The organism is Ruminococcus bromii (assembly GCF_928721825.1).
GTDB lineage: Bacteria > Bacillota > Clostridia > Oscillospirales > Acutalibacteraceae > Ruminococcoides > Ruminococcoides bromii.
Genome location: NZ_CAKMVP010000003.1, coordinates 499,835 through 525,939 on the forward strand (window position 1 = coordinate 499,835; position 26,105 = coordinate 525,939).

Annotated in this window: 22 protein-coding genes and 1 tRNA gene; 16 read left to right on the forward strand and 7 right to left on the reverse strand. The window is 38.5% G+C overall.

Features of this window, described 5'->3' with window-relative positions:
- Window positions 1–17: 17 nt before the first annotated feature.
- Window positions 18–1,187, reverse strand: coding sequence for an FtsW/RodA/SpoVE family cell cycle protein (locus QDI94_RS02640; RefSeq protein ID WP_278866884.1), 1,170 nt, complete (start codon window positions 1,185–1,187; stop codon window positions 18–20).
- 144 nt (window positions 1,188–1,331) lie between these two features.
- Between QDI94_RS02640 and QDI94_RS02645 the strand changes: the two genes are divergently transcribed.
- The 7 genes from QDI94_RS02645 to QDI94_RS02675 all read left to right on the forward strand — a co-directional run bounded on the left by QDI94_RS02645 (window position 1,332) and on the right by QDI94_RS02675 (window position 7,430).
- Complete coding sequence (locus QDI94_RS02645) at window positions 1,332–2,999, forward strand: formate--tetrahydrofolate ligase (protein ID WP_278866887.1); 1,668 nt, start codon at window positions 1,332–1,334, stop codon at window positions 2,997–2,999.
- Between the two features lies 1 nt (window position 3,000).
- Window positions 3,001–3,423: a tRNA (adenosine(37)-N6)-threonylcarbamoyltransferase complex ATPase subunit type 1 TsaE gene (tsaE, locus tag QDI94_RS02650; protein WP_187128348.1), complete on the forward strand. Its 423-nt coding sequence runs from the start codon at window positions 3,001–3,003 to the stop codon at window positions 3,421–3,423.
- Window positions 3,420–4,130: a tRNA (adenosine(37)-N6)-threonylcarbamoyltransferase complex dimerization subunit type 1 TsaB gene (tsaB, locus tag QDI94_RS02655; RefSeq protein WP_278866889.1), complete on the forward strand. Its 711-nt coding sequence runs from the start codon at window positions 3,420–3,422 to the stop codon at window positions 4,128–4,130. The genes tsaE and tsaB overlap by 4 nt, the downstream gene beginning before the upstream one ends.
- Entirely contained in the window at window positions 4,127–4,576 is a 450-nt protein-coding gene (gene rpiB / locus QDI94_RS02660) for a ribose 5-phosphate isomerase B (protein WP_101028482.1), read from the forward strand. The genes tsaB and rpiB overlap by 4 nt, the downstream gene beginning before the upstream one ends.
- Before the next feature lie 394 nt (window positions 4,577–4,970).
- On the forward strand, window positions 4,971–5,219 hold the full coding sequence (locus QDI94_RS02665) for a helix-turn-helix domain-containing protein (RefSeq protein WP_015523855.1): 249 nt from the start codon (window positions 4,971–4,973) through the stop codon (window positions 5,217–5,219).
- Window positions 5,220–5,263: 44 nt separating this feature from the next.
- The gene (locus QDI94_RS02670) at window positions 5,264–6,754 is read left to right on the forward strand and encodes an RNA-binding domain-containing protein (RefSeq protein WP_278866892.1); all 1,491 of its coding nucleotides are present in this window, start codon (window positions 5,264–5,266) and stop codon (window positions 6,752–6,754) included.
- 587 nt (window positions 6,755–7,341) lie between these two features.
- Window positions 7,342–7,430, forward strand: a tRNA-Ser gene (locus QDI94_RS02675).
- A gap of 144 nt (window positions 7,431–7,574) precedes the next feature.
- On the opposite strand, the gene QDI94_RS02680 is transcribed toward QDI94_RS02675, so the two are convergent.
- From QDI94_RS02680 to QDI94_RS02705, 6 genes are all read right to left on the reverse strand, one after another.
- Window positions 7,575–8,708: a site-specific integrase gene (locus QDI94_RS02680; protein ID WP_341460955.1), complete on the reverse strand. Its 1,134-nt coding sequence runs from the start codon at window positions 8,706–8,708 to the stop codon at window positions 7,575–7,577.
- Between the two features lie 201 nt (window positions 8,709–8,909).
- On the reverse strand, window positions 8,910–9,827 hold the full coding sequence (locus QDI94_RS02685) for a ParB/RepB/Spo0J family partition protein (RefSeq protein ID WP_278866896.1): 918 nt from the start codon (window positions 9,825–9,827) through the stop codon (window positions 8,910–8,912).
- The gene (locus QDI94_RS02690; RefSeq protein WP_278866898.1) at window positions 9,824–11,209 is read right to left on the reverse strand and encodes a relaxase/mobilization nuclease domain-containing protein; all 1,386 of its coding nucleotides are present in this window, start codon (window positions 11,207–11,209) and stop codon (window positions 9,824–9,826) included. Before QDI94_RS02690 ends, QDI94_RS02685 begins: the two co-directional genes overlap by 4 nt.
- Entirely contained in the window at window positions 11,200–11,514 is a 315-nt protein-coding gene (locus QDI94_RS02695; protein ID WP_177713925.1) for a plasmid mobilization protein, read from the reverse strand. The genes QDI94_RS02690 and QDI94_RS02695 overlap by 10 nt, the downstream gene beginning before the upstream one ends.
- A gap of 233 nt (window positions 11,515–11,747) precedes the next feature.
- Window positions 11,748–12,737, reverse strand: coding sequence for an AAA family ATPase (locus QDI94_RS02700; protein WP_278866901.1), 990 nt, complete (start codon window positions 12,735–12,737; stop codon window positions 11,748–11,750).
- A complete protein-coding gene (locus tag QDI94_RS02705; protein ID WP_021949813.1) occupies window positions 12,727–12,954 on the reverse strand; it encodes a helix-turn-helix domain-containing protein in 228 nt (75 codons plus the stop codon). The genes QDI94_RS02700 and QDI94_RS02705 overlap by 11 nt, the downstream gene beginning before the upstream one ends.
- Window positions 12,955–13,306: 352 nt before the next feature.
- Between QDI94_RS02705 and QDI94_RS02710 the strand changes: the two genes are divergently transcribed.
- The 9 genes from QDI94_RS02710 to QDI94_RS02750 all read left to right on the forward strand — a co-directional run bounded on the left by QDI94_RS02710 (window position 13,307) and on the right by QDI94_RS02750 (window position 25,883).
- Window positions 13,307–14,728: a DUF6076 domain-containing protein gene (locus QDI94_RS02710; RefSeq protein WP_278866907.1), complete on the forward strand. Its 1,422-nt coding sequence runs from the start codon at window positions 13,307–13,309 to the stop codon at window positions 14,726–14,728.
- A gap of 178 nt (window positions 14,729–14,906) precedes the next feature.
- Window positions 14,907–15,095: a helix-turn-helix domain-containing protein gene (locus tag QDI94_RS02715; protein ID WP_278866909.1), complete on the forward strand. Its 189-nt coding sequence runs from the start codon at window positions 14,907–14,909 to the stop codon at window positions 15,093–15,095.
- A gap of 18 nt (window positions 15,096–15,113) precedes the next feature.
- Window positions 15,114–15,599, forward strand: a complete 486-nt coding sequence (locus QDI94_RS02720) for a DUF6548 family protein (RefSeq protein ID WP_278866911.1) — start codon at window positions 15,114–15,116, stop codon at window positions 15,597–15,599.
- Between the two features lie 19 nt (window positions 15,600–15,618).
- On the forward strand, window positions 15,619–16,224 hold the full coding sequence (gene fic / locus QDI94_RS02725; RefSeq protein WP_278866913.1) for a protein adenylyltransferase Fic: 606 nt from the start codon (window positions 15,619–15,621) through the stop codon (window positions 16,222–16,224).
- A gap of 304 nt (window positions 16,225–16,528) precedes the next feature.
- Window positions 16,529–17,548 carry a DNA adenine methylase gene (locus QDI94_RS02730; RefSeq protein ID WP_278866915.1) on the forward strand — a complete coding sequence of 340 codons (1,020 nt, stop codon included), beginning with the start codon at window positions 16,529–16,531 and terminating at the stop codon, window positions 17,546–17,548.
- Between the two features lie 4 nt (window positions 17,549–17,552).
- Window positions 17,553–18,407, forward strand: a complete 855-nt coding sequence (locus QDI94_RS02735; protein ID WP_278866917.1) for a DNA adenine methylase — start codon at window positions 17,553–17,555, stop codon at window positions 18,405–18,407.
- Window positions 18,400–20,214: a restriction endonuclease FokI C-terminal domain-containing protein gene (locus QDI94_RS02740; protein ID WP_278866919.1), complete on the forward strand. Its 1,815-nt coding sequence runs from the start codon at window positions 18,400–18,402 to the stop codon at window positions 20,212–20,214. Before QDI94_RS02735 ends, QDI94_RS02740 begins: the two co-directional genes overlap by 8 nt.
- 229 nt (window positions 20,215–20,443) lie before the next feature.
- On the forward strand, window positions 20,444–22,612 hold the full coding sequence (locus QDI94_RS02745; RefSeq protein ID WP_278866922.1) for a DUF262 domain-containing protein: 2,169 nt from the start codon (window positions 20,444–20,446) through the stop codon (window positions 22,610–22,612).
- 226 nt (window positions 22,613–22,838) lie between these two features.
- On the forward strand, window positions 22,839–25,883 hold the full coding sequence (locus QDI94_RS02750; RefSeq protein ID WP_278866925.1) for an SIR2 family protein: 3,045 nt from the start codon (window positions 22,839–22,841) through the stop codon (window positions 25,881–25,883).
- The last annotated feature ends 222 nt before the right edge of the window (window positions 25,884–26,105 follow it).

The following is a 26,105-nucleotide window of genomic DNA, read 5'->3' on the forward strand; positions in this document are numbered from 1 at the left end:
GTGATGAGGGAATATAATTACATTCTGATGCGGTTTGTACTGCCTCGCCTTACAAACGCTTTATTCATATCGTCGGTGTTGTGGTATCTGACGCTTTGAACAAGCCCAAGACTTATAAGCGTGCTTAACGCAGAAGTTCCGCCTGAGCTGAAAAGCGGAAGCGTTATTCCTACGACAGGCAGAAAACCCAAAACCATACCGATATTTACAACCGTTTGAGAGGTTATCATTGCAAACACACCGCAGCAGATATATTTTCCTTCAAATTCAGTCGATAGCTTTGCATTTAAAATTACCTTAAAAACTATAAAAAACAGCAAGAGCAAAAGTGCTATACAGCCGACAAAGCCAAGTTCTTCACCGGCAACGGTAAAAATAAAATCATTTTCCTGTTCCGGCACTATTGAATGTTCAACTCTTTGCCCATTAAAAAGACCGCTTCCGAAAGTTTCTCCGCTCGCAATTGAAACCTTGCCTTGATACTGTTGCCAGCCGTAATTTGTAAGTGCATTTCCGTCAAGGTCAAACAGCGCAAGAACTCTGTTGCGATGCTCTTCATTCATAAACACATTCCATATAATCGGAATTGCGCACACGAGTAATCCGCCTAAAATTGCAAAATATCTTAATTGAACGCCTGCGGTAAATGCCATTATTAAAAACATAAGGGCAAATATAAGAACCGTACCGTCATCACCCTGAATATGAATAATAGCCATAGGTATCATTGCGTGTACTGCGAGTGAAAGTACCCCTGAAAACTTTTCCGTCATATTCTTTTCTTTAAGCCATGACAAATGCTTTGAAAATGTGATTATAAAAGAGATTTTGATAAACTCGGACGGCTGTATTGAAAAACCTCCCGGGAGATTTATCCACGCCGTGTCATCAGTGCCGCTCACACGGACACCGAACACAAACACAAGTCCGGCAAGAACAATTCCCACTATTGCGGCAATGTACCATTTTCGTATAAGAAATCTGTAATCGGCAATTGAGATAAACACCGCTGCAACAAGTCCGACAGATACGGCAGCAATCTGTGTTCTTAGGTAACTGTAATTACCCGACCTCTGCATACTGGCAATCAAAAGAAAGCTGTATGCAATTGCCGTAAGCGTCAAAAGCCACAGCACAGTGTCACATTGACGAAAGTACTCATATATATTTGCTAAAACTCTTTTCACCTTAAACAACCTTTTTGAATTACTTTTTCCTTATAATTATATTAAATAATGCCTTCAATATCAAGTATAATTTCAATACAGAATAATACAAGTTTCGCATTTTGTTATAATAAAGGAGATATGAATTTGATACGGAGGAATATTATGTTATCTGATATCGAAATTGCTCAGAGCGCAGAATTAAAGCCTATTGCAGAAATTGCAAATCAGCTTGAGATTTCTGCCGATGAGCTTGAATTTTACGGAAAGTACAAGGCAAAGCTTTCTGATGAGCTTGCTGACCGTGTAAAGGATAATTCGGACGGTAAACTTATCCTTGTGACTGCTATCAATCCAACTCCTGCCGGAGAGGGAAAAACGACAACATCGGTGGGTCTTGGTCAGGCTATGGCTAAAATCGGTAAAAAGGCAATCATAGCACTTCGTGAACCGTCGCTCGGTCCTGTATTCGGAATTAAGGGCGGCGCCGCAGGCGGCGGTTATGCACAGGTTCTTCCGATGGAGGACATCAACCTTCATTTCACAGGTGATATGCACGCAATTACAGCAGCCAACAACCTTTGTTGCGCGATGCTTGACAACCATATTCAGCAGGGCAACACACTCGGCATTGATCCGAGAAGAATTCTCTTCAAGCGTTGTCTTGATATGAATGACCGTGCATTAAGAAATATCACAATCGGTCTTGGCGGCAAGGTGAACGGTGTTCCGAGGGAAGATCATTTCATTATCACGGTTGCATCGGAAGTTATGGCAATTCTCTGTCTTGCAAATGATATTTCCGATCTCAAAGAAAGACTCGGCAACATTCTTGTTGCATACACATACAGCGGTGAACCCGTTTACGCCAAGGATTTGAAGGCTGAGGGTGCAATGACTGCACTTCTCAAGGATGCAATCAAACCTAACCTTGTTCAGACGCTTGAGGGTACTCCTGCAATTATGCACGGCGGACCTTTTGCAAATATCGCTCACGGCTGTAACAGCATAAGAGCAACAAAGCTTGCATTAAAGCTTGCTGATTACTGTATTACAGAGGCAGGTTTCGGCTCGGATCTCGGTGCAGAGAAGTTTCTTGACATCAAGTGCAGATATGCCGGAATTGCTCCGTCGGCAATTGTAATTGTGGCTACCTGCCGTGCATTAAAATACAACGGCGGCGTTCCAAAGGCAGAAACTTCAAACGAAAACATTGAGGCACTCAAAAAGGGCATTGTAAACCTCGGAGTTCACATTGACAATATGAGAAAGTACAATGTTCCCGTTGTCGTAGCAATCAACCGATTTGGCACAGATACAGAAGAAGAGCTAAAGTACATTGAAGAATACTGTATTTCAAAGGGTGCGGATTTTGCCCTTTCAGATGTATTCTGCAATGGCGGAGAAGGCGGCATAGAGCTTGCCAATAAGGTAGTAGAGGCTTGCGAAAAGCCGTCTGCATTTGAGCCTCTCTATTCACTCGATCTAACGCTCAAGGAAAAGGTTGAGAAGATTGCAAAGGAAATCTACGGTGCGTCAAAGGTAATCTACACAACGGCCGCAGAAAAAGCAATCAAGGAAGTTGTGGCACTCGGCGGCAACAAGCTTCCTGTATGTGTGGCTAAAACACAGTATTCGCTTTCAGACGATCCTGCAAAGCTTGGTGCTCCAAAGAATTTTGAAATCACAGTAAGAGATGTAACAATTTCAAACGGTGCAGGTTTTGTAGTAATCTATACAGGCAACATTATGACAATGCCGGGACTTCCGAAGGTTCCCACCGCAGAAAAAATTGATGTTGACGAAAACGGTAAAATCAGCGGACTTTTCTGATATGATAAAATTGATTTCTCACAGCGCCGATGAAACTGAGCAAATCGGCGAAAAAATTGCAAAACAGCTCCACGGCACAGAGGTAATAGCTCTTTTCGGCGGACTTGGTATGGGCAAAACCGCCTTTACAAGAGGTCTGGCAAGAGCCCTCGGTGTTGATGACGGAGTATCAAGCCCTACTTTCGCCCTTGTAAACGAATACAGCGGAAAGTACAATATCTATCATTTTGATATGTACAGAGTTAATTCATGGGATGATTTGTACTCAACGGGATTTTTTGACTATATTGACAACGGTATTCTCGTAATTGAGTGGAGCGAAAATATTGAAGGCGCACTTCCCGAAAATGCAATCAGAATAACGATTGAAAAAGGGGAGAGCGATGACGAAAGAATCTTTGAAATTGAAGGTGTTGAAATTTGAAAATTCTGTCTGTTGACACATCTGCAACAGCCGCTTCTGTTGCACTTTCAGAAGAGGGCAAGCTGATCGGTGAAACTTTCATAAACACAAGTCTTACCCACAGTCAGACGCTTATCCCTATGGTTGAACAGCTTTTGAGCAATACAAAAACGCAAATAGCCGACATTGATGCAATTGCAGTCAACGCAGGTCCGGGTTCATTCACAGGTGTAAGAATCGGTGTTGCGGCAGTAAAAGGTCTTGCTTTTGCAAATAATATACCGTGTGTTTCGGTTTCAACACTTGAGAGTATGGCTTATAATTTTCTTTCAACCGACTGCATAGTTTGCGCCGTAATGGACGCACGCTGTTCACAGGTATACAATGCATTGTTTGAAATTAAAAGCGGAGTTGTTACCCGACTTTGTGATGACAGAGCATTATCGCTTGATGACTTAAAAAACGAACTGCTGTCTGTTGACGGAAGAATCATCATAGCAGGTGACGGTACCGATATTACCTGTAAATACATCGGTAATGAAATTAAAAATGCAGAGTCTGCTCCCGTAAACCTTAAATATCAAAGGGCGTCTTCAACTGCACTTGTTGCATTTGAAATGATAAATAACGGACAAACCGTTTCGGCACAAGAGCTTATGCCGGTATATCTCCGCTTGCCTCAGGCACAGCGTGAGCTTAATAAAAAACTTGGAGGTAGAACAAAATGATAGCACTCGGATGCGACCACGGCGGATATAACCTTATCTGCGCAATCAAAAAATATCTGGATGAAAAAGGACTTGAATACAAAGAGTACGGCACTTTCAGTGAAGAAAGCGTTGACTATCCTGTTTATGCCTACAAGGTAGCAACTGCAATCACTTCCGGCGAATGCTCAATAGGCATTCTCTGTTGCGGTACAGGCATCGGTATCTCGATTGCCGCAAACAAGGTAAAGGGAATCAGAGCCGCAGTTGTTTCAAACGAATTTTGTGCTGAAATGACTCGCAGACACAATAACGCAAATATCCTTTGTATGGGCGGCAGAGTTACAAGCGAGGAAGATGCTGTTAAATTTGCCGATATCTTCCTTAACACACCTTATGAAGGTGGCAGACACGAAAACCGTGTGTCAATGATTACAGACATCGAAAACGGTAATTTCAAAGCATAAATAAATCAATAATAGGTATAAACGCTCTTTTAAGTGAGGGCGTTTTTCTTTTTGAAACTTAGATTTCTCATTTGTAATATTTTGTAACTGTTATTTCTGTCAAGGAACTAATTTGCGAAAATGTATTCAGAGCCAAAGCTTTACACAAATTATTCGTTCTTATTGAGAATTAAGTGTTGTAAATTTTGCACAACTAACCTTATGATATTACCGCTCGTTAGGTACATTGTAACTATTATATTTCAATTTGTAACCAAATTTCCGAAAAAATTTCATTTTTTTAAATTTATTTACAAAAACCCCTTGTTTTTTTTCCTTTTTAGTATTATAATAACATCACAATGTTTTTAAAGAATTTTAAAAAAGAATTAAAACGATTTGGGAGAGAGTGAAAATGAGATTAAGAAAACAGGAACTTGGAGACAGAAACCTCGTAGGAAGCAGAGTTGAGGCTGTAAGAAAGCAGAAGGGTATGAAGCAAAAGGAGCTTCTTGCCCAATTACAGGTCAACGGCGTTGATATGAATGCGTCAGGACTTTCAAAGCTTGAAGGTCAGATTCGTTTTGTCACAGATGTTGAGCTTGTTGCACTTGCTGATATTCTTGAAGTGTCTGTTGACTACCTTCTCGGAAGAGAAAACTGATTTTTTAAGCGAATCTTTAAATTGCACCGTAGATTTTTTCTGCGGTGCTTTTATTAGCAGACAAAACCGTTGATATAAAAAGAATAACCGCAGCAGTAATAGGGGAGATGAATGTGATTGACCTCAACAACATTGAAAAATACAGAGAAAACAACCGAATAGAGGCAAAAAAGGCAACAGGCGGATTACCTAAAAGCTTGTGGGAAACATATTCATCCTTTGCAAATACGCTCGGAGGAATTATACTTTTAGGTGTAGAAGAATACAGGGACAAATCACTTCATCCCGTAAATCTTCCCGATCCGGATGAACTTATTGAGGAATTTTGGGAGATAGCAAACGATATTCAAAAAGTAAGCACAAACATTCTTTCATATGAAGATGTTTATGTGCAAAAAATTGAAAATAAGCATATTATCGTTATTACAGTGCCAAAAGCAAAAAGATTTGACCGTCCCGTGTATCTTGACGGCAGTATTCATAATTCATACAGAAGAAACGGCGAGGGTGACTACCGTTGTACACCCGATCAAATTAACGCTATGGTGCGTGATTCCAGGATTAAAACACAGGATATGAATATTATCCAAAGTTTGACTGTTTCCGTATTTAATACCGATTCACTCCACAGCTACCGAATAAAAATGTCAACTGTTAAGCCAAACAATCGGCTTCAAAATTTGTCGGATAAAGATTTCTTGCAGGCAATAGGAGCAATCGGAGTAGGGGAAGACCTTTTGTTTCACCCTACAGCCGCAGGACTTCTTATGTTCGGTAAGTCAGAGTTCATCAAAAAAGAATACCCGTCCTATTGTCTTGAATATAAGGAAACAACACAAGATGATAAACACACAATTATTTTATCAGATTTAAATTCAGACTGTGAAAATCTTTATGATTTCTTTACAAAGGTCTTTGAAAAAATATCATCCGATATAAAACAGACAGTAAATATTAAATCAGACATTACACTGATTACAACTGCCTTGCAGGAAGCTCTTGCAAACTGCCTTATAAATGCCGACTATTATGGGTCAAACGGTGTTGCTGTTATAAAAGACGATGAAAGCATTACAATGACCAATCCCGGCGGATTTAGAGTTGAACTCGACGCTGCAAGAGCGGGTGGTATATCCGACCCCAGAAACACGGCAATTATGCGTATGTTTAATTTGATAGGAATCGGCAGTAACGACGGCTTCGGTATTTCTAATATCTTCTCCGTTTGGAAAAGCCACGGATTTGTTCTGCCGGTCATTGAAGAAAGTTTCAAACCCGAAAGCATCACCTTAAAGCTTTCATTTGTTCTCGAAAGTAATTCAACTAATACTCAAATTTTACAAAATCGTCCCGATATTGAAACAGACAGACAGGATGCCGTAATTTCATACATTACTGACAACATCACTGTAACTTCAAAAGAAATTTCCGAACTTCTCGGAATAAGTCATAAAAAATCGAAGCAACTTCTTCACAAACTTATGGCAAAGGATTTTGTTATAATCAAAAACGGAAAATACACCCTAAAAGCATAGAAGAAACTTAATCAAATTTCGGAACATCAATCCGCACAAGCGTTGCTTATTTTTGCAAAAGGAAAACAGTCTGCTATAAATAAATGCCAAAACTAAATTTGCCTATATCTGCCTTTCTTGTGCTGCAACAGGCTGTTCGTAACTCTGCTGTTCAAAGTCTTGCAGGACGATCCCGCAGGTGCAGTTGTGCCGATTGATAATTTGAGTATGGTTGTTTCAATAATCTTTTCGTACATGATTTTCAAGAAAAACTGTCCGCAAAATCAAGCATAAGTATTCATATAATAATCGCAGACACTTATTTATGCTTTTACAGATTAAATTTAAAATTTACAAATTTGTGTAATTTTGCTTGACAATCGCACAAAAAACAAGTACAATAATCAAGGTAAATCACCAATATTCGGAGACGTATCGAAGTGGTCATAACGGACATGACTCGAAATTTTTTGTAGAGTTGGCTGTTTGCTCCGCTAAAAAAGCCCGTAAAATCAGGGTTTTTCTCTGGTTCGAAAATTAAATATTTTGTTGTTCTTTCCGTCAGTTCTTTCCAAAAGTTTTCGAAAGAAATGCGGAATCACATACACGGAGAGTTGTCCGAGTGGTCGAAGGTGCAGCACTCGAAATGCTGTGTTCCCAAAAGGAACCTAGGGTTCGAATCCCTAACTCTCCGCCAAAAAAGCCCGAAAAATCAAGGTTTTTTGGGCTTTTCTTTTTTGCCCTTATGCTCAAAATCAGCTCAAAACTATGGAAAGAACAGGCCGTTTTTTGGAAAGAACAAGGCGATTTCGGGCATTTTGGCGTATTCGAACCGTAAAAATCAGTTCTTTCCGCCATCATCTGAAATTTCGGTCCACTTACTGCCGAAATTCACCGATTCGGGAAGCGCCATTCCGCTGACCATTGCCTTTGCCGAGGACAGTTTTGAAGTGTAGTCAAGGTGAGCATAGATGTTAGCGGTGGTAGAAAAATCGCTGTGCCCCAGCCACTCCTGAATTTGTTTCAGCGGAACGCCGTTTGCAAGAAGCAGGCTTGCGCAACTGTGTCTTAAATCGTGAAAACGCATTCTTTTACAGCCGTGCTTTTGGATATACTGTGGGAAATAGCTTGTCAGATACTCCGGTCGCATTAAATCTCCCAGCTCGTCTACAAAGACATAGCCGTCATATTCGTAGTTGTAGCAGTTGCCGCAGACCTTTTTGTTGACTTCTTGTGCCGCTTTTACTTCTTTGAAATACTCCGCAAAGCTGCCGACAAGCGGAAGCGTACGCATACTGGATTTTGTTTTGGCAGAGTCCTGTGCGTACATTTTTGTTTTTCCGTCCACTTGCAGAGAAGTGACCGTGTGCCTTATGGTGATTGTGCCACGCTCAAAATCAATGGCGTCCCATTTCAGTCCGCAGACCTCGCCACGACGCAAGCCGTAGAAAGCGGCGACCAAAACAGGAAGTTCCAGCTTTGTCCCTTTGACTACTTCAAATAAATGCTGCAGTTCTTCTGCATCAAGGAATACAGGCTGATAATCATTCTTTTTCGGGCGATCCACTTTCATTGCCACATTCTGCGTAACAAGGTCAGTTTTCATTGCGTATTTCAGCGCCTGATGAATAACAGCGTGATAGTGAATAACCGAGTTTGGCTTGACCGTTTTCAGCTTTTCGGAATAGAATTGCTGAATGTGTCTTGCCTCCAATCCCTGAAGCGTTAACGCCTTCTTACGAAAATACGGCTCAATCACCGATTTCACCATTTGCTCGTAAGAGCTGAATGTGGTTGCCTTAACACGCACCTTGACGATTTCCAGCCATTCGAGAAGATAATCTGCAAACGGCATATCGGAAGCAAGCTCTCCGACTTCCTGCGGGGGCACGAATTCACTTCTGATTCGCACAAGCTCAGCTTCGGCTTTGCGCTTGTTACCCTTTTCGGGCAGTCCCGTGGAAAAGTATTTCACACGGCGTTTCCCGTTGTTGTTATAGTAGCTTAGCACTACATAATAAAAACCTTTTTTAACTTGTAGGTGTCCTGATACCATTGTTTTTAACTCCTTTCATTGTACATCACAGGAAAGACCTACACCGACAAGCCTATTATAGCTTGCCAGCATAGTTCTTTCCATTCTGCAAAAGTCACTCGCTGTACACTTTAGTTCGAATTAACGGGCGTCTCTGTTGCGCTCTCGTTGGCGTTTCAAAAGCTCCAATCCTTTCAGAATATCTCGCTTGATTTGCTCATCGCTGTAATTTTGCGGAAAGTATTTGCGAAGCTCATCACGAGGCAGCTTGATTTGTTCCTTTTGATTTGGTTTTTCTTCCGACAAAATAGCGTAAATAGCGTCGGCGGTAAGCAAGCCGTCCTGTGACATTTTCTTCAGCCTGATACTCTGTGCGTGGGACGGTGTGCAGTCATTCATATTGATTGCGTCAAGCAAAGTGAGCTGTTCTTCTCGGTCAAGGTAGGAGATTTCTGCCGCAGGGTTGAAAGCGATTTTATTATCGTCTACCATTGAAAGCAGTTCGGGAATTAAGTAAGTTAAGCGGATATAGCGTTGGATTTGTCGCTCACTATCATCGCTGTCTTTGCTCACTTGTGTTACACTCAACAACTTCTCGCCAACTTGGCGAGAAGTAACACCCTGATGTTTTATCGCTTCCAGCTTCATCTTATACGCAAAGGCTTTTTCGCTTGGCAGTATTGTTTCTCTTTGCAGATTTGCGTCAACCATTGCGATTACTGCTTCATCATCTGACATTTCACGGACGATAACCGGCATGGTTTCAATTCCGAGTACCTGACACGCCGCAAGCCTTCTGTGCCCCGAAATAAGCTCGTATCCGCCGTCAGGCAGCGGTCTTGCAAGTGCCGGAGTTATCGTTCCGACCTTGCGTATACTCTCAATCATTCGCTCCATTTCCTCGTTATTCAATATCTTAAAGGGGTGATTCTTAAAAGGGTGAAGCTCGTCAAGCGGTATGTTCTTTACATGCTCAAGCTTTGCGTCGTCACGCTCCGCCTGCGTTGTAAATAGGTCATCCAGAGTCGGTAAAGTAAAATCTGATTTTCGTTTTGTCATCGTTCGTATCCTCTCTTTCTTGATTTATTAAGTCCGAAATATCGGCTTCGCATATTCTCCTCAATGAGAATATTTTCTTTGATTTTGGGGTTATCCTCTATAATTCTTGCCGCTGTTTTCCTGTCCTTTCGGAGCTGAGCCAGAGCCTTTGTGCAGTTATCTCGCTTGGCAACAAGCTTTGTTTTTTCGTCGGTATCGTGACAAGAATCAATATCTCGGTAGAGCATTTTGCGGTAATCTGATATGAGATTAATTTCCGAATCTGTGTTTTTTATAAACGATTCCACAGAAGAAATATCGGTCAGGTGATTGTCGCAAATGAGCTGTACCTGTGCGGTGTGGCGGTCAAGCCAACGGCAAGCCTCACGCATTTCGGGCGATAACGGCTTATGCTTTTTATTCTTCGGAAGCACGCCGAGCAGATACAAATATCTGAAATACAACGCTTTAAGACCCGTAATCTTTTTGGCGGTTTTTAAGTTGCCTTTAACAAAATGCGCCTTTTGAATTGTTACACCGAAGCTCTTTTTTTCGGTAAACTCATAGTATAAGCGATAAGCTTCCTGCGGGTTGTTTCGCAGAGTATCTCTCATTCGGTCATAGATTGCATCACGGTCATAGGCTTCTCCCAAACGGTACAAACGAGTTTCTTTCTTGCTGTTGACAGAGCGAATGGTGGCGTACTTATGATATGGGTTAAGGTCGATTACATATCCGAGCTGTTTCATAACATAGGTAAAAGCTTTGGGATTTGTACTCATAGTAAGCGCTTTATCTATCGCCTCTCGCATTAAATTGTATCGGGTAGGCTCGCCGTTCTTTTCCGCAAAGTACAGCTTGCGGGGTGTCTTTCCATTAGGATTTTTAATAACCGTCAAACCGTTTTCTTTGCAAAGCTCATCGGAAATACTACGCAGTTTCCAGTATGCTCCCTCGTTGCAGTTAAACTTCTTACCGTTCCACATATTCACCGAATTGACGACCAAATGATTGTGATATGTGCCGGTGTTAAAGTGCGTAGCGACCAGCACTTGATACTGATCGCCCCACATTCTTTTTGCAAGCTCTACGCCGAGTTTGTGTGCAAGCTGAGGTGTAACTTCGCCTGTTTTGAAACTCTGATATGCGTGATAAGCCACATTGCCGACCGTCTTATCGAAGCGTTCTTGTACCGCTTTCATCTCGTCAAAAGCTGTTTCAGCGGTGCAGTTTACGCCTGTCACATACATAGCATTTTCTTCACCGATTACAGTTTTTCTCTCGTAGCTTGCGTAGTGAAGTGCCTTGCAAATATCGCTGTAAATCGTCTTGTCCGGGTTCGCCGCATAACTTAAAACACGGCTGACGCTGTCGGTTACAGCCCATATTTTTGTTACTGCCACGGCGAATCACTTGCGCTTTCCGGCTCACCGATTGAGTGATAAGCCTTCAATAATTTGCTCACAACATCGTTGAAGTTTGCATTTACATTGGCTTCTGAAAGCGACTTCCAATTGTCACGAAGTGAGGTCAAACCTCGGTAAGCTTCGTAAAATTCCTGTGGCAAAGTTGCCTGAACTTCCTTGCCCAAGCCAAGCTTTCGAAGGTAAGCAGAGAGCGAAAGTCCGCATTTTTTAGCGGCAGTTTCCATCTTTCTTTTCTCTCCCTCAGTCACTCGGATATTGATTGCAGTTGTTCTTTGTCTCATATATTTTCATTCCTTTCTCCTAAAAATCGGGGTTACAGGGGCGGCAAGTCCCTTTCGGCAATTTGCCGCCGGTTTTGTGGGTTTCAAAGGCAACACAAAACCTATGCTCGCTATCCTTACGGATTGGCATTACCTGTATAGCCTTATATCCACTTTCTCAAAAAGTGACGATAGTGACGGCTGTGACGGCTTTTTCCTATATAGCGGATTCATTGTCATCGCCGTCATTGCCGTCATTCTTTTTTTAAGTAAATCAGTCGGCTCGTGCCGGTGCGTTTTGTTTTGTATTCGATGCCTTGTGGCTGAAAAACTTCCGAAGAAAATCGGGCAAGTATTTTGGTCACGACATTCGGTGTAACCTCGGTTTCGTTCACCTGCGTTATAAGTTGCGTTGCCGTGCCTCGCCATTCTTTTACTTCCGAAATATAATCAACCAGCCGGAAAACAAACTTTGGAATTTCTTCACGATGAATATCCTCCATATCTTTTCGCTCGACTAATTCCCACAAGTGACTGCGGTTGTCAAACTTCAAGGTCAGCTCCTGATATGCAATATCTCGACCGGTGGCAAGCAGCGTTCCGGTTTCGTTAGCACGGCTGCGCTTCAAAACAAAATTCGTATCTGCCGCACCTGTGATACCGGTGGAGCCTGACACCTCGTTGAATGGGTCGCTGATATCCTTCAGCTTCCTGACGTGATGAACAACCATAACAGCGATGCCGTACTTGTCCGAAATATTTTTCAGCGCCGAAACATCGTCATAGTCGCCTGCATACATTCCGCTTTTTCCGCCGGTGCTTTTTGAATCTCGTACCTTTTGAAAGGTGTCGATAATGACAAGCTTTGTTTTCGGAAAGTCGGAAAGATACTGTTCGATTTGCTGTTCCAAGCCGTTGCCGATTTGTAAACTTGTTGTGGTAATGTGAAGTTCGGGCGGTGCTTCGTCTGTGATTTGATACAGGCGGCTTTGTATTCTTGCGTAAGTATCTTCCAAGCAAAGATAAAGCACCTCGCTCTTGTGGGTTTCAAATTCCCACACAGGCTGTCCTCTCGCCACTTGAACGCCGAGCCAAAGCATAAGCCAGCTCTTGCCGATTTTACTTGAACCCGAAAGCACACTGAGTCCTTGCGGTATCAAGCCGTCAACCACAAATAGGGTTTTTCTCATTGGCGTTGACAGCAGCGTGTCCGCATCAATCGTTTTCAGCTTCTCAACTTGCATTCTTCACACCTTCTTCCATAACATAATTGATGACATTGACCTTCGGAATCTTAAAAGCGTTTCCGATTTTAACGCCGGAGATATATCCGTTGTTAATCAAGTCGTATGCCAAGTGTCGGCTTACACCGAGCATTTGTTGAAGCTGAGCTACTGTAACAATGTCCGGATAGTCCGGGAACATCATCTTGTAAAGCTCTTTCAATTCTGTTTTTCTCATCTTCTTAACCTCCTTTGTGAGAAAAAAGCTGCACAGTCTGTACAGCTATGTAAGAGGCAACAGTCGAAAGGAGGACTCTTTCTGTTGCCTTTTCGCCGTTTTACCCAAAAGTCGTTTTTGTTATCCCTGCCCCCATCTCAGCGGCGTTGCCCTGCTCGTATCATCGCAAAGTCATATCCCATTCGGACGGTCATTCAATTTTAGAAAATCAAATACTGCGCAATCTTGATTTACAAATTTATTATAGCGGTGTATTGACACGAAGGCAATACTTTTGTATAATGTTGTTTGTAGTGATATGGATTTGCTAATTATTCAAAAATTCTCATTTTCTAAAATGGAGGTCTTAGCAATGAGCGAAAACCTACTCCAAACAGAAGATAAATACAGTGCCGTGTCCTTTGGATTTGCTCCAAACAGATGGCACGTAACGAACGACGAAAAATCTTGCGTATTTTCCGTAAACGACGAGTACAACTATTCAAAACTTCTTGAGCTGTATAACGCTATCGAAGTCGATAACCGAGAAGCGATTACTTTGGCTGTTACCGGCAAAAAAGAATTTGTTTTGTCGGACGGTGAACTTGCTCAAATTAAGCAGGATACTGCCGATACGCTCTCTTGTTTGCGAGCCGTTACGCAAAAAATAAACTCTGCATTTGACTTTCTTCCTATGGGCGACAGCAGAACTTATATCTCACCGATGAACACCGCTTCTGTCTTTTTTTCACCGGGCGAAGGAATTTTGAATTTTCTCTATGCTGATTTTGATTCGGCGTATAATGAATGCCTGAATCGCACAAATAAAGACTTGCCTGATGAGACAAGTCTTGATATTTCTTTACTGACCGAAAAAGAACAGAAATTTTATTATTATTTGGCTTTAACCGAAACGCAAAAACGCTTTAAGCCATTGATAGAAGCTTCGCTATTTACAGCGGAATTTCCGCCGATTCTGCTTCATTGCTCAAAGCAGGAGTTGACAGACTATTACCACTACCTTAAAGAAATACAAAACAATCTATTGCATTTAATCGAGGCGACATTTGACGAGAATTTTTGCGACGGATTTTTCAATAGCCTAACTCACAAAACGAGATTTGCAGGCTACTGCCGTAACCACGGATTGCCGACAGAGCAAAAGCGAACGATTGTGTATAGCATCAGCATCGTTGACGCAGAACATCAGGTGGAAAATGTACTTGAGGGCTGTGTAGAAAGTGATTCTGATTTGGATATAAAAATGGCTGCCGCTTCTGAAGTTTCACCGAGCGTTCAAAAGAATTTGGATAAACTCGGCTTTACTATGCCGGAAATGATTTCCCTGTCTGCAATGCAAGCCGACGAGTACGAAACCTGTATTTGTGAAAGCATTGAACAGCAAATTGAGTTTGAACTGATACAGTTGTTGAAGTCCGATATCGGAATGCGTAAATGCAAACGCTGTGGTAAGTATTTTATTATGAAAGGCAACTATGACACCAACTACTGCGACCGCATTGCCGAGGGCGAAACCCGCAACTGCCAGGACTTAGCCGCACAAGAAAACTATAAAAAGAAAATAGCGGACAATGCCGCCATTCCGTTATATCAAAAGTATTATAAGCGCTATGCCGCCCGTGTTCGTGTAAGGCAGATTAAAGAGCCTGATTTCAAAAAGTGGAAGTATCAGGCAATGACAAAGCGTGATGAATGCTCCGACGGCAAAATCACCCTTGCGGAGTTTGAAGAATGGCTTGAGGGCAGCTTTCCGAATAGGAAGAAGAAAGAATAACCATTCTTTGTCAATAAACAACCGATTTACCAAAGCGGAACTGTAACAGAAGCAGTTCCGCTTTTATAATATTTTCTTGCCTTTTCCTTATAAATCCGCAACAATCCTTGATTTTATGGCTAAAATATGATATACTAAAATTGTATAAATATATCTACCCGAAAGTGAGGATAATTTAATGAATTCCAACATCGAACGCTGGTACTCAATGAAAGAAATTTGCGAATACCTCGGCGTAAGCCGTGACACCGTACTCGCTTGGATAGAAAAAAGAAATATGCCCGCCGCAAAAATTGGTCGCCTTTGGAAATTCAAGGTCAGCGAAGTAGACGCTTGGATGAAATCCGGTATTGCGGCGGATAAGTAAGTTTCGGAGATGTACAATATGGGTTTTATTGAATCGTATAAACATCTTGAAAGATTATGCGGCGAAGTATTAAATGACGATAGGCGTATATCCGCTTATATTGATGAAATGATAAATACTCCCCGTGGTTCTTATCTTGTAAGAGGTTGGGATGACGACTTAAAACAACTGAAACACTACCGTTGGGTTAGAAACCAAATAGCACATGAACCTGATTGCACCGAGCAAAATATGTGCGAACCGAGTGATACTGAGTGGCTTGACGATTTTTATTCGCGCATAATGAATCAAACCGATCCTCTCGCTTTGTATTCAAAAGCCACCAAACCTCGCCCGGCTCAAAAACTAGTACAAAATCATAAGCCGGAATCCCCTACATACACATATTCTCAGCCGACTGCTAATCATAAGAAATCATCCCCAAAGGTTGCCGGTTGTATGACATTTTTAGTAGGTATTCTAATTATTGTAGTTGTAATCGTTTTAATGTCAAAAATACTATAATTGATTTTGGAGGTGCGCTATGGCACTTGAAAATAAATTAGGGCTGACAAGCTCTGCCGACCTTGCCCGTGAAGAAGAGCGCATCAGCAAGAAAAAGGCTGCTGAACTTTTTGAAAAATGTATTTTAGATAATCTTCCTGCCGGCAAGTTTTCTACATTGCAAGCAATCCATAAATATCTCTTTGAAGATATTTACAACTTCGCAGGCGAACTCAGAACCGTCAATATTGCAAAGGGCAATTTCCGTTTTGCGCCTTTAATGTACTTGCAAGCGGCACTTGAGAACATCGATAAAATGCCGCAGTCAAACTTTGACGAGATCGTTGAAAAGTATGTTGAGATGAACATTGCCCACCCGTTCCGTGAGGGTAACGGTCGCAGCACCCGCATTTGGCTTGACCATATCTTAAAGAACGAAATCGGCAAGGTTGTCGATTGGAGCAAGGTTGACAAAGAAGATTATCTCCTTGCAATGGAGCGTAGCCCGATTAAAGATGTGGAAATCAAAGTCTTACTAAAATGTGCGCTTACAGACGAAATAAACAGCCGTGAGGTCTATATGAAAGGCATCGACCACAGCTACTACTATGAGGGTTATACAACCTTTAAGACGGAAGAATTGTAAAATCCCAAAGTGCCGCTATACAGTCCCAAAGTGCCAAATTGGCACTTTGGAATAACTTGCTGTATTAGATTTAATAAAATAGGACCTGTGTGTTAAGCAAACTGAGGTTGCATAACATACAGGAAAGTCCGTCAGAAGTATTAAGCGAATTATTAGCTCTCTGAAAGAGTAACAATATGTCCGCAGAGTAGACGGCAAATGGGAAGTGTTAGTGTAATATAGCTGCGAAGTAAATATAATGCATCGACCACAGCTACTACATGGGTTATATAACTTTTAAGACGAAAGAATTAAAATAGGAGATATGTTTATTATGCGCTTTATTGGCGGAAAGAGCTTAATGCTAAATCAAATTGACAGCGTTATATGCGAAAATATAGATGATGATATTTCTATTGTTGGTGATTTATTTTGCGGTTCTGGTGTAGTATCTCAGCATTTTAAAAAACAAGGGAAAAAAGTAATTTCTAACGATATCATGTATATGAGCTATGCTCTTGTTAGAGGGATGACTGAGTTAAATACAGCTCCAAATTTTGATGGTTTAGCCGGAATTGATGTCTTTGAATATCTAAACAACATTTCAACCGAAATAGATAAAAGTACGGCTTTTATTTACAAAAATTATACACCTAATGATTCATGTAATAGAATGTATTTTCAGCAAAACAACGCTTTAAAAATAGATGCTGTTAGGCAGCAAATTGAAGAATGGTTGCAAAACAAAAAAATAACTGAAAGCGAATATTATTATTTGCTTGCCTGCCTAATTTCTGCTGTTCCATATGTTGCAAATATAACAGGTGTGTATGCTGCCTATTTGAAACATTGGGATAAAAGAACTTATAATCAGCTTAAAATAAATCCCATAGAAATAATCAATAGTAACAAAACTTGTGAATCTTACAATATGGATGCAATAGAACTATGCAAATCTCAAAAGTTTGATTTGGTATATATTGATACCCCATATAATCAAAGGGAATATTCTGCAAACTATCATATTCTTGAGACAATAGCAAAATATGATATGCCAGCTATTAATGGTGTAACAGGAATGCGACCGTATAAAAAATCAGCATTCTGCTCAAAGTCTTCCGTAAAACAAGCTTTTGAGTCTTTATTTCACAATCTTCAATCAAAATATGCGATAGTCAGTTACAATAATGAAGGGTTACTAGGCACAAAAGAAATGATATCTCTTTTTAATCATTTTGGAACTGTAAAACTGTATGAATATCCATACAGAAGATATAAAAGTAAAATTCCTAACAATAAAATCGGGCTAAAGGAACAAATCTATTTTATAAATTTGGAGGGGTAGTAATATGGCTTATTTGAAAAGTCCGATGAACTACATAGGTAACAAATACCGATTACTGGATCAAATAATTCCACTTTTGCCCAAGTCGAATTGTTTTGTGGATTTGTTTTCTGGTGGACTTGATGTTGCTATTAATTATAGCCCAACAAACTGTAATACAGTTTACTGCAACGATGTAAACTATCATCTAATTGACATATATAAATCTTTTCAAAAAATTGACTACGACTTGCTGATAACTATACTTGACTCAAAAATTTTGAAGTTTGGATTAAGCAAAACAAATTTAGAAGGCTATTTAAATTTCAGAGATTATTACAACAATTCTGATAAAGATCCTCTCGACTTATACCTTCTTATGAACTATAGCTTTAACTATCAATTGAGATTCAATTCAAGCCACGAATTCAATAACCCTTTTGGAAAGAATAGAAGTAGCTTTAACGATTCAATAAGAAAAAGGCTATCTTCGTTTATGGAAACAATTAATAATTATAATTTTTCCAGTGTGGACTTTAGGAATTTTGATTACTCAATACTACAAAAAGGAGATTTAGTGTATTGTGACCCTCCTTACAGTATAAGCACTGGTTCGTACAATGATGGAAAAAGAGGCTTTAACGGGTGGTGTTTTCAGGATGATATTGATTTAATCAATTTATTAGATGATTTGTCTGCTAAGGGAATTAAATTTGCTATGTCAAATGTATTAATACATAAAGGTAAAACAAATGTTATACTGACAGAATGGTCAAAAAAGTATACCGTTCATAATTTAGATTGTAATTATAATAACAGTAGTTATCATTTAATAAACACAAAATCAGAAACAAGAGAGGTGTTGATTACAAATGAGTAGAACTTTTGGTTGGATTCAAGATGGAGGATCTTTTGATAATTTAAAGAGTGTTATACTTTCGATTGTTCCAGAATCAAGATTGAATCAAAGATTGCGAGAAGAACTTATTCCCAATTTTGTCCCGGATAGATTTAACAAATATGAACTCATAGATGCTATTACCGGAGAAAACTGCAATAGTGTGCCATATGATTTGTTCAAAGGGTTTGGTAGCGGAAAACAACTAACAGTGGAAGAAAATGTCAACATGTTTGGATACAGTATTGACCAAGCAAGAGAGATTGTTTCAAAAGGCGGTCGCGGAAATGCCGCTTGTTCGGGAATTGCACAAATAGCAACTCCGGCACAGAAAAGATTGCCAAATGGACAAAACAAACCTTATCAAGGAGATTGGCAAGCAGAATGCTTTATTCGATGGGCGGTCTCTCTTGGCTTTATAGAGTACAACTCTGAAAGTGACACATGCAAAGTTTCTGATTTAGGTCAACGATTTGCAGAATCAGATAATGGAAGTGATGAGGAAAAAAGTTTATTTGGCGAAGCCATGTTGTCTTATCCCCCTGCATGTCGAATTCTTCAATTACTTTCCGAACAAGGCCATTTAACAAAGTTTGAAATAGGAAGACAATTAGGCTTTATCGGTGAAGCTGGATTTACATCAGTTTCACAATCACTATATGTTGGAGGAATTGACACTGCAACAACTCCCACAGAAAGAACTGAAATAAGACAGAACTTTGAGGGTAGCAGTGATAAATATGCGCGTATGATTGCCGGGTGGCTATGTCAAATTGGCTGGGTTGCAAAAGTGCCAAAAAAAGTAACAGAAAACTATTTGGGTGCTCCACATACAACTACAATTGGGCAAAGTTACATGATAACCCAAAGAGGACAATCATATCTCAATAGAGTTATGGGAAGGACAAGACACGGAAGATCAACAAAACGAGTCTTTTGGAATATGCTTGCAACAGCTGCTCCAGATGCCAATTATTTAAGAAATCGAAGATACTATATTATTCAATCGATAAAATCAACGCGAAGGACTATTGAAGAAATTAAGTCTTACTTATATCAAAATGGATATGAGTTAAATGAAGCAACGATAGCTGATGATATCAACAGCTTAATTTCAATCGGACTTCAAATAGATAGAACTGCAAACGGATTCTTAATTAAAGATGTAATTTCCAACTTAAGTATTCCGAATGATATTGATGCTGTCACACAAAGAACGGATATATCAGTCATAAAAGACGAAGTTAGGGAGCAACTTCGCAATGTTAATCATAGATATCTTGTTTTACTTGACTTGTCATATGATAACAGCTCTAATAGAGAATTTGAGTTGGAAACAATGTCTTTATTTACAGATGAACTGAATTATCAAGGTTTGCATCTTGGTGGAGCAAGGCGACCAGATGGTCTATTCTATAAAGATACTAACGGTGTAATTGTAGACACAAAGGCTTATTCCAACGGTTATAATCTTCCAATCACCCAAGCTGATGAGATGATTAGATATATTGAAGAAAATAAAAATAGAGGAGATTTAAACCCTAACCAGTGGTGGGAGCATTTTGGAGAAAATGTATCTTCATTTAGTTATCTTTTTATTTCATCTGAATTTAGAGGACATTATAGAGATAATATCCAATATATCAAAAATAGGACTGATTATGATGGCGGAGTTTTAAATTCGAAAAATCTTCTATTATTTGCCGAAAAGGTAAATAGTGGTGTTTTAAGTTATGAGGACTCTTTCCAAACGCTTAGATGCAATGATGAAATTACTATTAACATGTAACAATTATTTTTCTTGTGCAATGACTAATGCTTACAAACTGCATATTGTTCACTAAAACATGTCATAGTTCAAGCAAACACATTTAAGTACACAAAAATTTTGAAGAGTAATCATAATATGAATATTCTAATGCTTGAAATGAATTAATCGTGTTTAAAACTATTCATAAGAAAATTTGTTGGAAGGCATTCATAAACAATTCAAAACGATGATGAAAGGCAGAAAGAATATGGCAGGAAAAGCACTTGACCCACATTTGTGGAATTTAGAAAACCTATTTAAATGTATGTACGATGTTCCAGTTTATCAACGTCCTTATTCTTGGGATAAGGAACAAGTTGAAGTTTTGTTGAATGATATTATAGAAGCTTATCAATCCGATAGCAAGGACGAGGGATATTATACTGGCAATATTATTGTCTATGACAAAAATGATAAGATTAACGGATTAATTACAAAATACGATATAATTGATGGTCAACAAAGAATTACAACATTTACACTTATATTAATGGCATTGTACACATTGTCATTAACTATGGGGGTTAGTGAAACAGATAAGACTCTTAACAACATTAAAGAGGCTCTTTGGAAATATGTCAATAGAACATATCACAAAGAATATACAGCAGTCACTCTCAATAGCATCGAGAAAAAATGTTTTTCCGATTTGTACAACCATTGTTTTGATAACCCAAAAACCGTAATTAATTTTTGTGATAATTATCATTGTGCTTCTACTTTTGAAGAACGTGTAATTTCTAATTATAAGCATATATATAATACTCTCCAAAAAGAAATATCTGCAGATGACCAAGGGAAAATACTTGACTTTGCTGACTATATTTTGCAGTATATTCAGTTTATTGTGATTGAAGCCAACTGCAAAGCAAACAAGGTTTTCTCGATGTTTGAATCTATCAACAGTAAAGGTAAAAAACTCGAAGAAATCGACCTAATAAAGACTTATATTTTTTCAAAATTAGATGAAGCTTCATACGGCACTTATCTTGATAAGTGGGGTCAGTTAATCATTAAAACTGAAGATAATCTTTACGATTATCTGTATAACTATATCAAAGCATTTTTATGTTTTTACAGGCAAAATATAAACATCAATAATTTTAAGTCAATTTGCCAAAGCAGATTGTTACAATACTTTAATGAAACTAATGAAGCTGAAGCTCTTAAAAAGCTTTTGGATGATATGTACGATAAGGTTGACTTTTACAAAATGCTATCATCTGCTGAACAAGCAAATAATTTAGTTAAGAACAATAAATTCAGGTTTTATTATAAGATTTTTACGGAAATCTCATATAAACATCCTAAAGCCCTCTTCTTGCGCACATTGGTTGAATACAAACAAGGAAATATAAATAAAGAAGCAGTAGTAGATATCGTTTCCGAAACAATAAGTTTTATGATGAAATTTCTCACTATCAGCAGTCGTGATAGTAAAGATGCAATTACATTATTTTCTAGTATTATGAACGACATATATACTACTAACAAAGTTTCAAAGGATTTAATTATCAATACTATTGCTGCTGAACTTGTGAAACAAGGTGTCACAGCGGATAAACTGAAATCTGATTTAACATCGATGGACGCTTATGAGCAAAATAAAAAACTTACAATTTCATTGCTTGCACTATATGATTCAACGTCAAAAGACGAATCCGGTAAAACAAAAATATCATATGACCAAGCATATACATTGTTAAATTCGTTTAGTTCCGCATTTAGTCTTGATCATTTACTCGTTCAAACCCCGGATAAAGATTCTAATGAATTCAAATATTATAAAGATGCATCTGATTCCTTAGTATTAAAAGATGGCAACGATTTCCCAAGCGAGATCATTACGGGTATGGATTATGATACTTTCACACGCAAAATCTTAAATCAGATAGGTAACTTAAGGATCTATTACAAAGATAAAAACTCCGGTAGACAAAACACGGCTATTGATTTACCGGAATATGATGATTTTAATACATACAATAACATCGTCGAAAGAGGCAAAAATTTAATAAATACTATCGTTGACGATTGTTTACCAACACCAGATATAGATATTTCACAGATAAAAACTAACAACAAAAAACTTGAAGCTTCCTTACCTAAAATGGACAAGTTAATTGAGTTTGGGCTTATTAAAAAAGGTGATAAGATTTATCTGACCCTAAAACCGGACGAATCCGTTGCAACATTAATTGATGAAAAATACGTTGATTTCAATGGCGAAAAAATCACTCTTAATGAATGGGGATGCCGAGTAACCGGTTGGCAATCCATAAGAATTTATGCGTATGTTGCCAAAGTTGGAGAAATTGAAACATTACATCAAAAACGACTTGCATTTATCCAGGAGCATAATGAACCGGTTTGCTAATTGTTAGACTATAAAAAGTAGGTTATCAAATGATAAAAGTCGATGAAGCTATTATTGATACGGATAAAGTAATATGTCGAAACATTTCTGTGTTTGATGCCTCCGAGCGAGGTTTATTATCGCAGAATTTTTTGAAGACAATGTTTTTGTCGAGAAAAGTGAAGTGAATTCGGTGAAACAGATAATTATATAATAGTCAATTTATTACCTATAAGGAGGTATACTTGTGATTTCTCAGGAACAATTAATTAGAAATTTCTCTGTAATGGAAAACGGAGAAGTTGACTTTTTTCTAGGGGCAGGTGCATCCGTTAACTCCGGTATACCAACCGGAGGAGATTTAATATGGTTTTTCAAAAGAGAAATTTACTGTATTGAGAATCACGTTTCCACCGAAAAATTCAAAGATTTAAAACTACCATCCACACAAAAATTTCTGCAAGATTATTTTGATAAAAAAGGCGGTTATCCTCCTAAATACGCATCAAATGAATACTCATTTTATTTTCAGGAATGCTATAACTCTTGCATTGCACGAAAGCGTTTTATTGAGTCAAAAGTTACAAGACATAATCCTTCCTTAGGATATTTATGTTTGGCAGATATGATGATTAAAAATAAAGTTAAAAGAGTTTGGACTACCAATTTTGACGCATTGACGGAGACGGCCGTTAATATCATAAATCCCCAGCAAGAGCTCTTAGTATGTAGCTCAACAAACTCGAATAGCATCAAAAATTTCAACCCTACATATCCTGGCGTATGCAAATTACATGGTGATTTTCGCTATGATAATCTGCAAAATACAGAAGATGAATTACAAAAATTAGAAAGCACTTTGCAGGAGCACTGGCTTCACTGTCTTACAAATCGAGGTATGATAGTTATAGGTTATTCTGGCAACGATGAATCCATTATGTCGTTTTTTGAAAAACATATAGCTGAGCCAAATTTTATTTCTAAGGGATTATATTGGACAACCTTAAAAGGCGTTCCAGTATCTAAACGAGTTTCTGCGCTTATCGAAAGTGCTAAATCAGGTGGTAAAATCGCTGATATTGTTGAAATTAGCAAGTTTGATAGTCTTTTATATTCAATTTATAAATCGTTAGGATTTTCAAATCAGCTTATTGAAGAAAAAAGTGCCGATATTGAAGCAAGTTCTGAACTTTTATTTTCTGGCAATCGTATAAAAGAATTCATCAAGTTAAATGCATTTAAAGCCGATTCAATTCCTCAGTGCAATTGTTTTAAAACTGATATTATTAGTTGGTCAGAACTGAAATCAATTATTAATCCGCATAAGTGTATAGCGTCATTGTATAATGGACAAATATACTCTTTTGAGTCTTCTGAGAGACTAATTTCAACTTTTGGCAACCATATCAAATCGGATATCACATTAACATTTCCAGAAGAGCGACTATTGAAAAAATCGGATTCTGTTTACACGGGTATGTTATACGATCTTATAAAAAGCAGTATGCTTAATCGAGGTTTCCAATGTTGTAAGCGTAATAAATACTACGACGCGAAAACGAAAAAGACCGATAGTGGTTATGCGGTTTTTGATGCTATCGAAATGGCAATCGAATATTCAGCTGGAGAATTTTATCTGTTTCTCTTGCCATCTATACATATACTGAAAGAAAACGGTAAACAAGTTTCTAACGATGAATATAAAATTCAATCCAATAGGATATTATCAAGAATTTATAATAAACAGTATAATGAAAAACTTCGTATATGGCAGAGTACATTATCCAATAAAAGAACTATTTCGTTTACAAATGGTCTTTTTGAATTAAAGTTTACATTTATTCCTTTAAGCTCAGGCGGCGAAAACCGAGAAAAAGAATGGATTAAACTAAACGCATATCAATATAACGAGCCAATTATGTGTTTTTCAGACACTGATATGTCTCATACATCAACCAATCAGTTGATTGGTCTTTCACAATATGGTCCTTTAGATTGTTCGTACATTAATGATTCTCGCCTTCAAAGACCAATACAATTAGCTTTATTTTCACCTAAGGAGCATCTTAATAAAATAATCGGACATTTAAATAAATTAAATAATTCATCTAAATCAAACGGCAAAGATAAGTTTTTACCAGACTACGCCGGATTTGAAAAGATATATCAAAGGCCGCTTCTAATTCCGAGCAGTGCGGACCCGAATCTTTGTATAACCTATCCAACTAAAGCAACCGAACAACTCACAATTCAAGATTTCGCAGCTTTTATTAAGAGGGGGATTGACCGTGCAGCAAAAAACGCAATGGATTTCGATGTTATGGTCATTTTTGTACCAACATCTTTTGCGCGATTTAGAGAATCTCCGGATAGTTCAGACGATTACAATTTGCACGATGCAATTAAACTTTACGCCGCTGATAAAGGAATTAGTGTTCAATTTATCGAAGAACGCTCAACTAATGCTTATGATACTTGTAAAGTTCTTTGGGGCCTCTCAACAAGCCTTTATGCTAAATCACAAGGTATACTATGGCACCCTAGATCAATTTCAGATGACACGGCATATATAGGTATTGGATATGCAAAGTCCGAAAAGCAGGGTATCTGCATTGGCTGTAGTCAACTATTTGATTCTACTGGAACTGGTATTAGAATGATTTTAAGAAAAATTAAAAACCCTTGCTTTTTTGAAAAATCAAATCCTTATATGGACAGAAATGAAGCTCGTGAAATGATGATAGAGTTACGAGAAAGCTATTATCATTGCTGTCCTACGGCTAAGCTCAATCGTGTGGTAATTCACAAAACAACACCTTTTATGAAAGAAGAGATAATCGGAATAACACAGGCTTTCGAAGGTGTGGATGTTGAATTGTTGCAGATTCAAGAGCATTCTCCGTGGCGAGCTATCCGCTTTGGTATGCAAGCAACTCAACAGGCAGAAAATTTTGCTATTAAACGAGGCACTGTAATACCAACCAATAAAGATAGTTTTTTAATTTGGACGCACGGTTCTCTTAATATACCTGAATGGACTGGTTCATATAATTATTTCAAAGGTGGACGAGGCATTCCAGCACCACTGGTTGTCAAACGCTTTTGGGGGCAATCGGAAGGTGGAATTTTAGCAGAAGAAATTCTAATGTTGACTAAAATGAACTGGAACAGCGGAGATAGTTTGTATAAATCATTACCTGTTACCCTAGATTTTGCCAAAGTTCTTTCGAGAATGTCCAAACAAAATGAAGTCCTTTTTGATAAATCCTATGATTTTAGGTACTTTATGTAAATTGAACTTCTGCCACCTTCTATAATTAATCGCATAACAAAATATTTTCTTTAGTTTTCAATTCATCGAATTGAAAAGTTGTTTCAAAAGTGGTATAATTTAATAAGCGTGCAACAAGATTTTGTGCTTGTGTTTCGCAAGCGTTGACTAAAATGGCAGGGAGTTTGCCTCTTTATCGCTTTTTAGATCATCATATATTGATGTTATATGCTATTTGCGTAA

Coding starts and splice junctions, on each gene's coding strand:
- QDI94_RS02645 (WP_278866887.1), top strand. CDS start 1,332: ATGTTATCTGATATCGAAATTGCTCAGAGCGCAGAATTAAAGCCTATT.
- tsaE (WP_187128348.1), top strand. CDS start 3,001: ATGATAAAATTGATTTCTCACAGCGCCGATGAAACTGAGCAAATCGGC.
- rpiB (WP_101028482.1), top strand. CDS start 4,127: ATGATAGCACTCGGATGCGACCACGGCGGATATAACCTTATCTGCGCA.
- QDI94_RS02665 (WP_015523855.1), top strand. CDS start 4,971: ATGAGATTAAGAAAACAGGAACTTGGAGACAGAAACCTCGTAGGAAGC.
- QDI94_RS02685 (WP_278866896.1), bottom strand. CDS start 9,827: ATGACAAAACGAAAATCAGATTTTACTTTACCGACTCTGGATGACCTA.
- QDI94_RS02695 (WP_177713925.1), bottom strand. CDS start 11,514: ATGAGACAAAGAACAACTGCAATCAATATCCGAGTGACTGAGGGAGAG.
- QDI94_RS02700 (WP_278866901.1), bottom strand. CDS start 12,737: ATGCAAGTTGAGAAGCTGAAAACGATTGATGCGGACACGCTGCTGTCA.
- QDI94_RS02705 (WP_021949813.1), bottom strand. CDS start 12,954: ATGAGAAAAACAGAATTGAAAGAGCTTTACAAGATGATGTTCCCGGAC.
- QDI94_RS02710 (WP_278866907.1), top strand. CDS start 13,307: ATGAGCGAAAACCTACTCCAAACAGAAGATAAATACAGTGCCGTGTCC.
- QDI94_RS02715 (WP_278866909.1), top strand. CDS start 14,907: ATGAATTCCAACATCGAACGCTGGTACTCAATGAAAGAAATTTGCGAA.
- QDI94_RS02720 (WP_278866911.1), top strand. CDS start 15,114: ATGGGTTTTATTGAATCGTATAAACATCTTGAAAGATTATGCGGCGAA.
- fic (WP_278866913.1), top strand. CDS start 15,619: ATGGCACTTGAAAATAAATTAGGGCTGACAAGCTCTGCCGACCTTGCC.
- QDI94_RS02730 (WP_278866915.1), top strand. CDS start 16,529: ATGTTTATTATGCGCTTTATTGGCGGAAAGAGCTTAATGCTAAATCAA.
- QDI94_RS02735 (WP_278866917.1), top strand. CDS start 17,553: ATGGCTTATTTGAAAAGTCCGATGAACTACATAGGTAACAAATACCGA.
- QDI94_RS02740 (WP_278866919.1), top strand. CDS start 18,400: ATGAGTAGAACTTTTGGTTGGATTCAAGATGGAGGATCTTTTGATAAT.
- QDI94_RS02745 (WP_278866922.1), top strand. CDS start 20,444: ATGGCAGGAAAAGCACTTGACCCACATTTGTGGAATTTAGAAAACCTA.